This window comes from Microbulbifer mixtoriginis (SeqCode) (genome assembly GCF_052467705.1).
The window spans coordinates 3,511,815-3,526,092 of the sequence record NZ_CP174322.1 but is presented as its reverse complement, the minus strand read 5'-3'; the positions used below and the strand labels follow the sequence as shown (position 1 = coordinate 3,526,092).

General features: G+C 53.5%; 12 protein-coding genes. 5 read left to right on the top strand and 7 right to left on the bottom strand.

Features of this window, described 5'->3' with window-relative positions; genetic code table 11:
* Positions 1-8: 8 nt before the first annotated feature.
* The 3 genes from ACJJIB_RS15410 to ACJJIB_RS15400 all read right to left on the bottom strand — a co-directional run bounded on the left by ACJJIB_RS15410 (position 9) and on the right by ACJJIB_RS15400 (position 2,490).
* Positions 9-593, bottom strand: a complete 585-nt coding sequence (locus ACJJIB_RS15410) for an acyloxyacyl hydrolase (protein WP_444886748.1) — start codon at positions 591-593, stop codon at positions 9-11.
* Between the two features lie 147 nt (positions 594-740).
* Positions 741-1,889: a sigma-70 family RNA polymerase sigma factor gene (locus ACJJIB_RS15405; protein WP_444886747.1), complete on the bottom strand. Its 1,149-nt coding sequence runs from the start codon at positions 1,887-1,889 to the stop codon at positions 741-743.
* 181 nt (positions 1,890-2,070) lie between these two features.
* On the bottom strand, positions 2,071-2,490 hold the full coding sequence (locus tag ACJJIB_RS15400; RefSeq protein WP_444886746.1) for a hypothetical protein: 420 nt from the start codon (positions 2,488-2,490) through the stop codon (positions 2,071-2,073).
* A 259-nt stretch (positions 2,491-2,749) separates the two neighbouring features.
* Between ACJJIB_RS15400 and ACJJIB_RS15395 the strand changes: the two genes are divergently transcribed.
* Entirely contained in the window at positions 2,750-3,055 is a 306-nt protein-coding gene (locus tag ACJJIB_RS15395; protein WP_444884289.1) for a hypothetical protein, read from the top strand.
* A gap of 73 nt (positions 3,056-3,128) precedes the next feature.
* On the opposite strand, the gene ACJJIB_RS15390 is transcribed toward ACJJIB_RS15395, so the two are convergent.
* From ACJJIB_RS15390 to ACJJIB_RS15375, 4 genes are all read right to left on the bottom strand, one after another.
* Entirely contained in the window at positions 3,129-3,887 is a 759-nt protein-coding gene (locus tag ACJJIB_RS15390; RefSeq protein ID WP_444884290.1) for a YciK family oxidoreductase, read from the bottom strand.
* 51 nt (positions 3,888-3,938) lie between these two features.
* Entirely contained in the window at positions 3,939-4,598 is a 660-nt protein-coding gene (locus ACJJIB_RS15385) for an HAD family hydrolase (protein ID WP_444884291.1), read from the bottom strand.
* A 12-nt stretch (positions 4,599-4,610) separates the two neighbouring features.
* Entirely contained in the window at positions 4,611-5,312 is a 702-nt protein-coding gene (gene ubiG, locus ACJJIB_RS15380) for a bifunctional 2-polyprenyl-6-hydroxyphenol methylase/3-demethylubiquinol 3-O-methyltransferase UbiG (protein WP_252082389.1), read from the bottom strand.
* Between the two features lie 240 nt (positions 5,313-5,552).
* Positions 5,553-6,878, bottom strand: a complete 1,326-nt coding sequence (locus tag ACJJIB_RS15375) for a TRZ/ATZ family hydrolase (RefSeq protein ID WP_444884292.1) — start codon at positions 6,876-6,878, stop codon at positions 5,553-5,555.
* Positions 6,879-7,066: 188 nt separating this feature from the next.
* On the opposite strand from ACJJIB_RS15375, the gene gyrA reads away from it, so the two are divergent.
* From gyrA to ACJJIB_RS15355, 4 genes are all read left to right on the top strand, one after another.
* A complete protein-coding gene (gene gyrA / locus ACJJIB_RS15370) occupies positions 7,067-9,628 on the top strand; it encodes a DNA gyrase subunit A (RefSeq protein ID WP_252082387.1) in 2,562 nt (853 codons plus the stop codon).
* A gap of 166 nt (positions 9,629-9,794) precedes the next feature.
* Positions 9,795-10,874 carry a 3-phosphoserine/phosphohydroxythreonine transaminase gene (serC, locus tag ACJJIB_RS15365; RefSeq protein ID WP_444884293.1) on the top strand — a complete coding sequence of 360 codons (1,080 nt, stop codon included), beginning with the start codon at positions 9,795-9,797 and terminating at the stop codon, positions 10,872-10,874.
* 41 nt (positions 10,875-10,915) lie between these two features.
* Positions 10,916-12,019, top strand: coding sequence for a prephenate dehydratase (gene pheA, locus ACJJIB_RS15360; RefSeq protein ID WP_252082383.1), 1,104 nt, complete (start codon positions 10,916-10,918; stop codon positions 12,017-12,019).
* Positions 12,019-14,250, top strand: a complete 2,232-nt coding sequence (locus ACJJIB_RS15355; protein WP_444886745.1) for a bifunctional prephenate dehydrogenase/3-phosphoshikimate 1-carboxyvinyltransferase — start codon at positions 12,019-12,021, stop codon at positions 14,248-14,250. Before pheA ends, ACJJIB_RS15355 begins: the two co-directional genes overlap by 1 nt.
* Positions 14,251-14,278: the final 28 nt, after the last annotated feature.

The window sequence follows — 14,278 nt, the reverse complement described above, 5'->3', positions numbered from 1 at the left end:
GAGGCTGATTAAAAATTAAAGTGCCCATTAAATGAGGCAAAATCGAAACCGGGATTGGGGATATTCGTATAGGCATTGGAAAAGTGGCTATAGCGCAGCGATAGTGTATGGCCGCTACTGAAGCGATAGCCCAGAGCAAAATGTAAGGCAAAATTTACCTTGGTGCTGAGTCGAATATCGCCAAATTCCTGCTGGCTTAAATAAGAAGCGCCGACACCCGCCTCACCAAAGCTACCTAGGGGTTCACTGCGCGGATACCAACGCAGCACCGGTTTGATTTCTAGAATATTTTGCTGCTGGGTTTCATTGAGGTGTTCCAGGCGGATATAGGAATAACTGCCTTGTCCCCACCACTGCCAGGCATTATTGGCATTGTTGAAAGAGGTGAGCAGGTAGGAATAGTTGATACCGCCTACTTTGGCGGCTGAAATCGAGTCTCTCTGCATCAGGACATTTCCTAGCCCCTTTCCTGCGCTGATAATAATTTCCTGCTCGGCGATAGTGGCAGGGGCTCCGGGGAGAATCCAGGCGAGCAAAAGTGTACAGCCCAATGCTGTGTTGCCGCTTACACCATTTTTGGAATATTTACGCATGGGTTGTGAGGATCATAGTTGCAAGAACTGTAACTAAGACTAGTGGGAAAGTGATTGAAGGCAAGCACGCTACCTATCGACCGCCACCGGCTTCCTCAAGTTTGGCTGGGGCTGAGACCAGCCCCAGGCCGCGGAGTTTTTGGACTGTTATCGCCACTGACGTTTCAGTTGACGAATGGCATCGGAGTGCAGTTGGCGGGCGCGTTCCTGACTGAGCCCAAGCTGTTCGCCGATAACTCTGAAAGAGCAATCCTTGTCTGAAATCAGTCCATAGCGCAGGTTCAATACCGTCCTTTGCCTAGCTGGCAGGCGGTCGACAGCTTCGCGTAGTCGCTCTGCCAGCTCTTGGTTGGTGACCAATTCATCGGTATTGTAAAGTTCGTCGGCGGGAGCGTAATCCAAGCGGGTACTGCTCTGGTCGTCTGCGACAGGGTCGTCCAGTGAGCCTGTTGGGCCGGGTAGCTTGAGCAAGCTTTGAATTCGTTCCAGGTCAAGCCCCGTGTGCCTGGCCAGATTTTCATCGGATGCGGGCTGGCCTAATGCGCGTACCTCGCCGATGGCACGGTAAATTGTGCGTAAGTCATCCTGCACATTGGCTGGCTGGCGAACCAAATCTTCATTGCGCCGCATGGCCAGTTGTATTTCCTGCTGAATCCACCAGTAGGCGTAGGTTGAAAATCGGTAGCCCATTTGCGGCTTGAAGCGCTCTATGGCCTTCATTAAGCCGACGTTCCCCTCCTGAATCAGATCAATAAAAGGGACCGAGGGATTGCGAAAGCGCTTGGCAATAGCGATTACCAGGCGTAAATTGCACTGAATCAGCTTTTTTCTTTGTTCCTGAAAGCGTCTCAGAAGCCCACCGAGTTTGCTTCTTTCCCGTCGGGTGAGTTCTTCGAGTGACAGTAACATCTCTGTGCGAGCAATAATCAGGCCGTGGTCATAGGCACCGGTACTGCCCCGCTGCTCCACGCCTTCACTACGCAATTGCACAAGCTCGGTCCCGCACTGCTGTAATTTCTCAATCAGGGTATCTTCGAGATCCCGTAGTAGGCAGGTGGTGCTGTGTTCCTCCTCGGGGGTAAGCAGCTCAAGTCTGTACAGGTGCTTGAGATAGCTTTGCATTGGGGTGCTGCCACTTTCGCTGAGCGATTCCCCAACTGAATGGATCTCTTCGATATCGGGTTCGGCACCTTCTGCCTGACCGCGATTTTCCGCATTGGAGCAGGAATCGGAGAGGGCGTTGTCTGTATCCTTCAGCCAGTCTTCATCCCTTGAGTAAAAGTTTTCTCGGGACAAGTGCTTAAACCTTCTGTTGACTGCGTGAACGATATGCTTTGTTCAGTCTCTCCAGGCGCTCTTGGCGCCCTTTTCACCTTAACGATAGATGAAAGTTGAATTTTGCGCCCAATAAAGGCTGACTGATGGGTTTTTGTGGGAGGGGCTGGGCGCAGCAAACGCCCAGTTAATAAAAGATAAATTATTTTAGGCGCTTAACTCGCATTTTCTTTCCGCCGTCAGCGGGTTTCATAAAGAAGGAGCCAAACATTGCACGCTCTACGATAATGAGATCGCCGGCCTTCCAGAAAATGCGTCCTGTATCATTCTGCTTCCAAATCTGACCATTCTCCAGAGTGACAATCTTTTTATTGTGAGTGCTCTCTTGAATCTCAGTGATTCTTGCCTCAATAGAATCAGGTGTCTCTACAGTTTGCTTATACTCTTGACCAAAATTTTGTTCGGCTCGCTTCTCAATGGAGTTACTGAGCTTATCGTAGCAGGCCAATCGGTCTGTATTGGATGTCACTTTAGAGCAGTGTTTGAGCTGCTTTCCAAGTGAATCTGCATAAACACTGGAGGTAAGGATCGCTAGAAGGGAAATTATAAAAAATCGAGTCATGACTATTTATTACGCTTTTGCCGGTTGTTGGTTTTATTTTGCCGGAGCAGTTGGTGATGGACAATTGGATTTGTGCGTCTCAGCACGCTTTTAGTGGAACCTACATGGAAAAATAGCTTCCATAAAAATGGGTCACCCTGCCACTCTTTAGTGTTCAGGCCGGCTCATTTGTAAGAGCAGCGCTTACATTAGGAGGTTGTCGAGCGCTTAGCTATTGGTTGGGTTAAAAATATAGGCAAAAACTATCCAGGGGCGGAAAATGAAAGGTCTTATTACTCCCGCAGTTCTATTGGCCACGCTAGGTTACCTTAGTTTTGAGGGGTTGCGACTCTCTTTTGCAGGGGAGGCCTTTGCCGCTACGAGCATGGTTAGCCTGTCTCAGAGCCAGCAGGGGAAAAACATAGAGCAGGACTTTTCTGGAAATGGTGCTCAGAAGGAAATGCTTGATGGCAGTGAGATGATGGAATTTGAAGGGGACATCTTTGCGGATGTGCCTGAGCATGCGGCAACCGATAAGGGTGTCGGGCAGAGAGATTCATTGGGAGAGAAATCCCCAAGTAAGTGACGCAAGGGCATTTTTTTGTTGATGCCTTAGTAAAAAACCGGGTTTTACCCGGTTTTTTACTATTTACATGGGTTCAGCGTTTTTGAGCGCTAAAGTGTTTGCCGCTTTGACTGCGGCTGTCATCGCCCATTAAGTAGAGGTAGGTGGGCATAATTTCTTCTGGTGCCGCCACAGATTTGGGGTTTTCTGCCGGATAGGCTGTTGCGCGCATTGGGGTGCGAGTTGCGCCTGGGTTGAGGCTATTCACCCGTACATTGGATACACCATCCAATTCATCGGCCAATACCTGCATAAGGCCTTCTGTTGCGAACTTTGATACAGAGTAGGCACCCCAATAAGCCCTTCCCTTTAGGCCTACGCTGGAACTGGTGAATACCACTGATCCGGCTTCGGATTTTTCTAGTAATGGCAGTAGTGTTTTGGTGAGCCCAAATACGGCATTAACATTGACCTGCATAACCTGTTGCCAGGCGGAGAAATTGTAATTTGCCAGAGGGGTGCGCTGCCCGAGGAGGCTGGCATTGTGAAGTAGCCCATCGAGACGGCCAAACTCCTGTTCAATGGCCTCGGCAAAATTTTCAAAGTGCTCTATTTTGGCTTCATTGAGGTCCATTGGGAAAATGGCCGGCTGCGGTCCTCCTGCGGCCTCAATCTCGTCATAGACCATCTCAAGTTTTGGAGTGGTGCGTCCCAGTAAGATTACAGTGGCTCCGTGTGCGGCGAAAGTCTTTGCTGCAACCTTGCCGATACCGTCACCAGCGCCGGTTACAAGTATGATTTTATCTTTTAGTAGGTTTGATGGAGCGACATAGTCGCCGGCATATTCAGACATGAAACATCCTGATGCTGGCGCCCAGCATCGGGCCGGGCATGGTTTCGAAGGTTAAATATAATGTTGCTGGAGTAGGGGCCAGATTTCATCCACTGAGCTGACCAGGTGATCGGCACCCCAGTTAGCAGGATCGTCGGAGGCATCAATATATCCGTATGCGCAAGCAATGGTAGGCATGCCCGCACGCTGGCCGGCAATGATATCTCGCTGATGATCCCCTATATAAACGGCATCCGCTGGAGTGCAGCCTATTTTGCTGCAGGCGAGCAGTATGGCTTCAGGGTCCGGCTTGGACTTGCTCACATGATCCGGGCAAATCACAGTGGAGGCTGGCGGCAGGTATTCGAATGCTCGCATAAGGGGCACAGTAAACGCTTCGGGCTTGTTGGTAACGATACCCCAGGGGATTTCATTTTGTGCCAGCGTATCAAGTAATGGCTCTATGCCGGGAAAAGGTACGGTCTGCTCTGCGAGGTGTGCCAGGTAAAGATCCAGTAGGCGCTGCAAAAGGCTGGAAAATTCAGGATCGCCTTCCTGCTTGCCAAACCCCAGGGTGACCAGTGCTCGCGAGCCGCTAGAGACGGTGCCACGGATAACCTGATCGGGCAGGGGAGGGAGTTGCTCCTGGTGGCGCAACTGATTGAGCACGACAATAAAGTCTGGTGCGGTGTCGAGGAGTGTGCCATCCAGATCAAATAAAACTGCTTTCATTCTATGGTTCGCTTATTCGGGTTTGCTGGCATACATCAGGTAATTGACGTCGACGTCGCGGGGGTTCAGTTTATAGGTGCGGGTTACCGGGTTATAGGTCATGCCGGTGATGTCGCGTAACTCCAGATCCGCCTCGCGCAGCCAGGCACCCATTTCCGAAGGTCGGATAAATTTGCTGTATTCGTGGGTGCCTTTGGGTAGTAAGCGTAGGATATATTCCGCTCCCACCACCCCGAAAAGCCAGCCTTTAGGGGTGCGGTTGATCGTCGAAAAAAACAGGTGCCCGCCGGGTTTGACCAAGTTGGCACAGGCGCGGATTACCGAGGCAGGATCGGGTACATGCTCGAGCATTTCCAGGCAGGTGACAACGTCGTAACTTCCAGGGGCTTCCTCGGCAAGTGCTTCCACTGTAATACGTCGATAATCTACCGATACGCCACTTTCCAGGGCGTGTAGCTTGGCGACATTGAGAGGGGCTTCGCCCATATCAATACCGGTTACCGTCGCGCCTCGCTGAGCCATTGCCTCGGCTAGAATGCCACCGCCACAACCGACATCCAACAGTTTTTTACCAGCCACCGAGGCGTATCTATCGATATAATTAGCACGCAATGGGTTAATTTCGTGAAGGGGTTTAAATTCACCTTCTTTGTCCCACCAGCGGCTGGCGAGTTGTTCGAATTTGGCGATTTCCGCGGGATCTACATTACTCATGAAATTCTCTGCATACTCCGTCGCTATCAACCCGCAAATAAATTTGTGCCGGGTTAGTTCAGCACTGAGGTGCTGTCGCCGGCTATTAGCCGGTCCTAGTCCGCGAATACGAGGAGGGTCGAATGACTACTTCCGTACTTCACGGGCGGCAATAAATGACGAAGAGAGTCAATTTAATTGCCCGGTTAATCGTTAATTGCTGGCTGCTTATTGCAGTTGAATTACCGTAACCAATAACGCCTAGCGTGAATGGCCGGCGATTCTATCACGCCATAATTGCGCCCGCTGGATTACCTCTGCTTCATTCAAGGTCAACAGCTGGCGTTCCTCCAGCAGTTGTTTGCCGGCAACCCAGACATCGCTGACATTGTGCCCACCGCTGGCATAAATTAACTGTGATACAGGGTCATGCACTGGTTGCTGTTCGAGGCCGGATAGATCGATCGCGGCAATATCGGCGCTCTTGCCGATTTCCAGGCTGCCAGTCTTCTCTTCAATTCCCAGGGCGCGGGCACCATTGATGGTGGCCATCGCCAGTGCCTGGTGAGCGGGAAGCGCAGTGGCCTTGCCGCTTACGGCTTTGGCGAGCAGGGCGGCGGTACTGGCCTCGGCAAAAAGGTCCTGACTATTGTTACTCGCGGCTCCATCGGTGCCCAGTGATACATTGATACCGGCGTCGAGCATCTCGACCGTGGGGCAGAAGCCGGAGGCCAGCTTGAGGTTGGAGGATGGGCAATGGGCCACATGCGCACCACTGGTTTTTAACAACTCTATGTCCCGTTCATTGGTTGCTACCATGTGCACACAGAGCGTTTGTGGGCTCATTAGGCCTAGCCGCTGTAGTCGTTCGGTGGGGCGTTCACCATTTTGTTTCAACGCAGTTTCCACTTCTTGGTAAGTCTCATGCAGATGGATCTGCACGGGAATTTGCGCCTCGGCGGAACACACGGCGATTTTTTCCAGGGTCTGATCGCCAACTGTATAAGGGGCGTGTGGTGCAAACATCACTTCAATGCGTTCATGGGCGCGGTAGTCGTCGCGCAGTGCCAAGCCTTTGTGCAAGGCCTCTTCGGCGTGGCGGCTCCAGGGAGTGGGTGCGTCTAATATCGGGAAGGCGATATGAGCGCGGATGCCGGTTTCCCGAGCGGCGATTGCTACGGCTTCTGGGTAGAAGTACTGATCTGAGAAGGTGGTAGTGCCCGAGCGCAACATTTCAGCAATAGCGTGGCGGCTGCCATCTGCGACAAACTCCGGCCCCACCCAGCGTTGTTCCGCTGGCCAGATATGTTTTTCCAGCCACTCCTTGAGGGGGCGGTCATCAGCATAACCCCGCAATAGTGTCATGGGCGCGTGATTGTGAGTATTGATCAGTCCGGGAATCAGGGCGTGATGTCCTAACTCTACTTCCCGCTTTGCCTTAAAGCGTATCTTGGCTTCTGCCGATGGCAGCAGAGCGGTAATTTTTCCGCCTTCAACAGCGAGTGAGCAGTTCTCGTACACTTTTTGTGCGGGGACTACCGGAATAATCCAGCGCGCATGAATCAGGGTATCTATTGCTTGGGGCATGGGGAGGTAAGTGGCGACGGTTAAGATAGGGATTTACTTTAACGGCAGAGTCTGCCCGCGGCAACAGCTGTAGGTGAGGCTCGGAAGTGCGTGGGGACTGCCATCCAAAGGCGTCAAACTGTGCTAGAATCGCCCGCTTATCCGGGCTCAGTATCCATGCCCGCGCTATAAAAGGAACGCCGTAAGCCATGGGCGAATTAGCCAAAGAAATCTCTCCGATTAATATCGAAGAAGAACTAAAGCAGTCTTATCTCGACTACGCCATGAGCGTGATCGTCGGGCGCGCACTGCCGGATGTACGCGATGGCCTCAAGCCGGTACACCGTCGTGTGCTCTTCGCTATGAGCGAGCTTAAAAACGACTGGAACAAACCTTATAAAAAGTCAGCGCGTGTCGTTGGCGATGTGATTGGTAAATATCACCCGCACGGAGATACCGCGGTCTACGACACCATTGTGCGTATGGCTCAGCCGTTCTCTATGCGCTACACACTGGTGGATGGCCAGGGTAACTTCGGTTCTATCGACGGTGATAGCCCGGCCGCCATGCGTTATACCGAAATTCGCATGGATAAGCTGGCCCACGAGCTGCTATCCGACCTCGATAAAGAAACGGTCAATTTTGTCGACAACTACGATGGCTCCGAGCAGATGCCGGAGGTACTGCCTTCCCGAGTACCGAACCTGCTGGTAAACGGTTCCTCCGGTATTGCTGTGGGCATGGCCACCAATATTCCTCCTCACAATTTGGGGGAAGTTGTTAATGCCTGCCTGGCGCTGATTGCTAACCCCGAGCTGTCTGTCGACGACTTGATGGAGCATATTCCCGGGCCGGACTTCCCCACTGGCGCAACCATTAATGGCCGTGCCGGTATCTTGCTAGCCTACCGCACTGGTCGCGGACGCATCTATGTGCGCGCCAAGGCGGACGTTGTTCGCGATGACAAGAGCAATCGCGAAACGATCATCATTACTGAGATTCCCTTCCAGCTGAACAAAGCGCGCCTGATCGAGCGAATTGCCGAGCTGGTGAAAGAGAAGAAGATTGAGGGTATCTCTGAGCTGCGCGATGAATCCGATAAAGACGGCTTGCGTGTAGTGATTGAGCTTAAGCGCGGTGAGCTGGGTGATGTGGTCTTGAATAACCTCTATTCCCAGACCCAGCTGGAGAGTGTGTTCGGCATCAATATGGTAGCTCTGGTTGATGGTCAGCCCAAGGTGCTGAACCTGAAAGAGTTGCTTGAGCACTTTGTACGTCACCGCCAGGAAGTGGTTACCCGCCGTACCGTTTACCTGCTGCGTAAAGCACGCGAGCGCGGCCACATTCTAGAAGGCCTGGCAATTGCTATTGCCAATATTGATCCGGTCATTGAACTGATTAAATCCTCCGCAACGCCGGCGGAAGCCCGTGAGGCGCTGCTAGCCAAGGGTTGGCCGGTGGGTAACGTACAGCAGTTCCTGGAGCGCGCTGGCGCCGATGCCTGCCGCCCAGATGACCTGCCTAAAGAATTTGGCCTGCGCGATAACGCTTACTATCTGTCCCCAGCTCAGGCTCAGGCCATTCTCGAACTGCGCCTGCACCGCCTCACTGGTATGGAGCACGACAAACTGCTGGCGGAATACCAGGACCGCTTGGAGCAGATCGCCGAGTATCTGCATATTCTCGGCAGTTTTGAGCGCTTGATGGAAGTGATTCGCGAGGAGCTGGAGCAGCTGTCAAAAGACTTTGGTGATGAGCGTCGCACCGATATTGTTGCCTCCCGTCAGGATTTGACCGTAGAAGATCTGATCACCCCGGAAGACAAGGTGGTGACCATTTCCCACGGTGGCTATGCCAAGAGTCAGCCTCTGACCGATTACCAAGCTCAGCGTCGTGGTGGTATGGGTAAGTCGGCCACCCAGGTGAAAGATGAAGACTTCGTCGAGCACCTGCTGATCGCCAACTCCCATGACACTATTTTGTGCTTCTCTAACAAGGGCAAGGTGTATTGGCTCAAGGTCTATGAAGTGCCGACTGCTGGTCGCGCCTCCCGTGGCCGCCCGGTGGTCAATATGCTGCCCCTCGAAGAGGGTGAGCGCATTAGTAGTCTGATGCCAGTGTCTGAATACGATGAGGATCACTTTATTTTCTTCACCACCGCCAATGGCACCGTGAAGAAGACTCCACTGACGGCCTTTGCCCGTCCGCGCAGCGTTGGTTTGCGCGCAATTGAGCTGGAGGAGGGCGATCGTCTCGTCGCTACAGCGGTAACCGATGGTGAGCGCGATGTGTTGCTGCTCACCAGTGCTGGTAAAGCAGCCCGCTTCTCCGAAGCCAATGTGCGCTCTATGGGGCGGGTGTCTCGCGGTGTCCGTGGTATCCGCATGCAGGAGGGGCAGGAAGTGATCGCCATGGTAATCCCTGAAGAGGGAGGCTCCGTGATGATGGCGACTGAAAACGGCTACGGTAAGCGCACCGCGATCAGCGAGTTCCCCACGAAAGGTCGAGGTACCCAGGGGGTTATCGCAATCGCCGAAAGCGAGCGTAACGGCGCTCTGGTCGGAGCTTGTCAGGTCCACCCGGGTGAGGAAATGATGTTAATTTCCGATCAGGGTACTCTGGTGCGCACCCGAGTCGATGAGGTTTCGGTGCTGGGGCGCAATACCCAGGGTGTGCGTGTCATTCGACTCAAGAGCGGTGAAAAACTCGTGGGCCTCGGGCGCATCGAGGAGACGGAAGAAGAGGGTGAAGATAACGGTGGGGCCGAGTGACCCACCCCAAACTACCAACAGAAAGGCTGCGATTATCGCGGCCTTTCTTGCCTCTGGCACCCTAAGAAATGCTTAAAAGCGTGATATCCATCTCTCAAGATGGTGTTTTGTGCGTCGGCATATCTAGTTGAATTTGAAACCATTTTTAGTTTGTGGAAATCAGGTCATGAGGAAATACAATTTCTGCGCTGGTCCAGCGGCTCTGCCGGAACCGGTCTTACAGCAAGCACAGTTGGAGCTGATGGACTGGCGCGGTCTGGGTTGTTCAGTAATGGAAGTTAGCCACCGCTCGCCGGAATTTGTTGAGGTGGCTGAGCGCGCGGAGCAGGACTTGCGCGATCTGCTCCAGGTGCCGGATAACTATAAGGTGCTGTTTCTGCAGGGGGGCGCTACCGGGCAGTTTAGCGCGATACCCTGGAACTTGTTTGGCGCTGGCTCTAAGCAGGCAGATTTTATCCACTCGGGACAATGGGCCGCAAAAGCGATTAAAGAGGCCCGGCGCTATGGTGATGTGAATGTGGTCGCCACTAGCGAGGACCGCAATTTCAGTTATGTGCCAGCGCAGAATAGCTGGCAGCAGAGCGAGGGTGCGGCCTATCTTCATTACACGCCCAACGAGACTATTGGCGGTATCGAGTTTGATTATGTTCCAGAAGTGGACTGCCCTCTGGTTGCGGATATGTCATCAAATATCCTTTCCTGCCCGATCGACGTGGAGAAGTTCGGTGTAATTTATGCCGGCGCGCAAAAAAATATCGGACCTTCGGGAATTGCGGTCGCCTTAGTGCGCGATGATCTCCTGGATCGGGCGATGAAAGATATTCCGCGCAGTTTGAGCTGGAAAGTGGCAGCCGATGCCGGTTCAATGGATAACACCCCGCCCACATTTGCTTGGTACCTTTCTGGCCTGGTTTTCCAGTGGCTTAAGGCGCAGGGCGGGGTTGAAGCTATGGCCCAACAGGCCGCTAAAAAATCCTCGTTACTCTATGAGTTTCTCGATGGCAGCGATTTCTTTTCCAGTCCGGTAGAAAAGTCCAGCCGCTCGCGGATGAATGTCCCATTTGTGCTGGCCGATGAGCGCCTCGATAAACCGTTTTTGCAAGAGGCTGAAGCAGCTGGGCTGCTGAGTTTGAAGGGACATCGCTCTGTGGGTGGCATGCGCGCATCCCTTTACAACGCAGTGCCTTTTGAGGCGGTGAAGGCGTTAGTGGCCTTTATGGCAGACTTTGAAGCCCGCAAAGGCTAGAGAGCAGACAATTATTAACTTCAGGAGAAAGTAGAAAGCGGATGACAGAGGAAACCGTGGGAGGCGACCAGCGCCTGCTGGAGCTGCGCAATCGTATTGATAGTATTGATTCAGAGATCGCGCGATTAATCAGCGAGCGAGCCAGTTGTGCACTGGAAGTGGCTGAAGTAAAGAAAGCGACAGGTGAGGATGCGCTCTACTATCGTCCTGAGCGTGAGGCGCAGGTACTGCGTCGCGCCATGGAGCGCAATGACGGCCCCCTGACGGATGAAGAAATGGCAAGGCTGTTTCGTGAGATTATGTCTGCCTGCCTTGCTTTGGAGGAGCCTGTCAAAGTGGCTTATCTCGGGCCAGAAGGTACCTTTACCCAGCAGGCGGCCCTGAAGCATTTTGGCAATTCTGCGCAGAGTCGTCCGCTGGCGGCCATTGATGAGGTCTTTCGCGAGGTGGAAGCCGGCGCTGTAAATTACGGTGTAGTGCCCGTGGAAAATTCCACCGAGGGTGTGATTAATCATACCCTGGACAACTTTATGAACTCCAACCTCAGTATCTGTGGTGAGGTGGAGCTGCGAATTCACCATCATCTAATGATTTCTGACGTGACCCGCCCTGAATCGATCACGCGGATTTACTCCCATGCCCAGAGTCTGGCCCAGTGCCGAAAATGGCTGGATGCACATTACCCCAACGTGGAGAGGGTGGCGGTTTCCAGTAATGCGGATGCGGCCAGGCGTGTTAAAGGGGAGTGGAACGCTGCAGCAATCGCTGGCGATATGGCTGCCGAATTATATGGTCTCAAAGTGCTCTCAGAGAAAATCGAGGACCGTCCGGATAACTCTACGCGCTTCTTAATCATTGGTACCCAGCGGGTGCCCGCCAGCGGTGATGACAAAACCTCCCTGATGGTCTCTATGCGCAATGAGCCGGGTGCGCTGCACGATTTGCTAGAGCCATTTCGCCGTTATGGAATCGATCTCACCAGGGTGGAAACCCGCCCATCCCAGTCTGGAAATTGGACCTATGTATTTTTCGTGGATTTCAAGGGGCACCGGAATACAGATGATATTGCGGAGGCACTCAAAGAGGTTGGCGCCTGTGCCTCGGACCTGAAAGTGCTCGGGTCCTACCCGCGCGGTGTGCTGTGATGGAGAAGTCTCATATAGGTCGCTTATTGGTGGTTGGCGTCGGCCTTATTGGTGGTAGCTTCGCGTTGTCCCTAAAGGCGGCGGGTGCTTGCCGTGAGGTGATCGGTGTCGCACTCCAAGAGGAAGTCTGTGAAGAGGCAAAGAAGCTAGGCGTGGTCGATCGTGCCTATACCAGTCTGCCGGAAGCGCTCGACTTGTTGGAGGAGGGAGACCTGGTTTTTATCGCTGTGCCAACCTTGGCGGTGGAGTCGGTGTTTGCGCAGTTGAAGGACAATCTGCCCGAAGGTGTAACGGTTACCGATGCTGCCAGTGTTAAGGGAAGTGTGCAGCGCTCGGCGGAAAAGGTCTGGGGCAGGGTGCCGAACTTCCTGGTGTTGGGGCACCCGATTGCTGGCTCTGAGAAGAGCGGGGTCAGTGCCGCACGAGATGACCTTTATCGCGATCACCGTGTCATCCTCACTCCGGCTCCTGATACCGATGTCGATCGCCTGCGCTTGGTGGCTCAGGCTTGGCAGGCTGCAGGATCTGAGGTGCTGACAATGTCGGTAGAAGAGCATGATGAGGTGCTGGCTGCAACCAGTCATCTACCTCATGTAATCGCCTTCAGTCTGGTGGATACCTTGGCCCACGACGCCGAGAATGAAAATATCTTTCGCTATGCTGCTGGAGGTTTTCGCGATTTTACCCGTATTGCCTCCAGCGACCCGGTGATGTGGCGGGACATTATGTTGGCCAACCGGGATGCCATTTTACAGTCGATCGATCTCTACAGTCTCAACCTCTCCTCCCTGCGCAGTGCCATTGCCTCCGGTGATAGCTCGGCGTTGATGGGAGTTTTTACCCGCGCTAAAGCGGCGCGGGATCACTTTACAAAAATGTTGGCAAAACAAGCGTATTCAGAACCTATGCAAGCTAAGGAAGTAACTTTTATTGCTCAGCCGGGTGGCACAGTGAGTGGCAAACTCCGTGTTCCTGGAGATAAATCCATGTCTCACCGTTCAATTATGCTGGGCTCTCTGGCTGAAGGTGTGACAGAGGTGGAGGGATTCCTCGAGGGGGAGGATGCCCTTGCTACTCTGCAGGCTTTCCGTGATATGGGGGTGGTGATTGAGGGGCCGGACAAGGGCCGAGTGATAATACACGGGGTGGGACTTCATGGCTTAAAGGCACCGCCTGGCCCCTTATATCTGGGCAACTCCGGAACCTCTATGCGCCTGCTTGCTGGTTTGCTGGCGGGGCAGGGCTTCGACGTTACCCTAACCGGCGATGAGTCCCTCTCTAAGCGCCCTATGAATCGAGTTGCCAACCCATTGCGAGAGATGGGCGCGGCTATTGAGACTGGCCCTGAGGGGCGTCCGCCGTTATTGATCAAAGGCGGCAAGCCTCTGTCAGGGATCAATTACCGGTTGCCAATGGCAAGTGCCCAGGTGAAGTCTGCGGTACTACTTGCAGGCCTTTATGCAGAAGGTGAGACCAGTACCGAAGAACCGGCCCCCACTCGAGATCATACCGAGCGTATGCTGCAGGGCTTTGGTTATGCTGTGGAGCGAAATGGCGCCTGTGCGACCTTGCGTGGTAGTGGGGGGCTTAAGGCTTGCCGTATTGATGTGCCGGCGGATATTTCCTCTGCGGCTTTCTTTATGGTGGCTGCGGCTATTTCCCCGGGAGCCGATGTGATGCTGGAGCATGTGGGCATCAATCCCACCCGCGACGGGGTTATCAATATCCTGCGGGCCATGGGTGGCGATATAAAGCTTTTAAATAAGCGTACTGTAGGGGGGGAGCCGGTTGCGGATATTCGGGTTCGCTATGCACCTTTAAAGGGGATTGCCATTCCAGGGGATCAGGTGCCACTGGCTATCGATGAATTTCCCGCACTTTTTATTGCTGCCGCTTGTGCCCAGGGGCAGACGGTATTGACCGGCGCCGAAGAGTTGCGTGTGAAGGAGAGTGATCGTATTCAGGCGATGGCTAACGGCCTTTCTGCCTTGGGGGTGAGCGCGGAGCCTACCGCGGATGGAATTGTAATCGATGGTTCTACTGAAGATGCTGTATTTTCAGGCGGCACTGTGGATAGTTTGGGGGATCATCGTATTGCGATGGCTTTTGCGGTGGCATCGTTGCGCGCAAAGGATACAATTCGCATCCTCCACTGCGCTAATGTGGCGACCTCCTTTCCAAATTTTGCCGAGCTGGCCGTCGGTGCAGGTCTAAATCTGCAGTTGGCATGACCTAAGGCATGAGTTAAGGAGGGGCCGG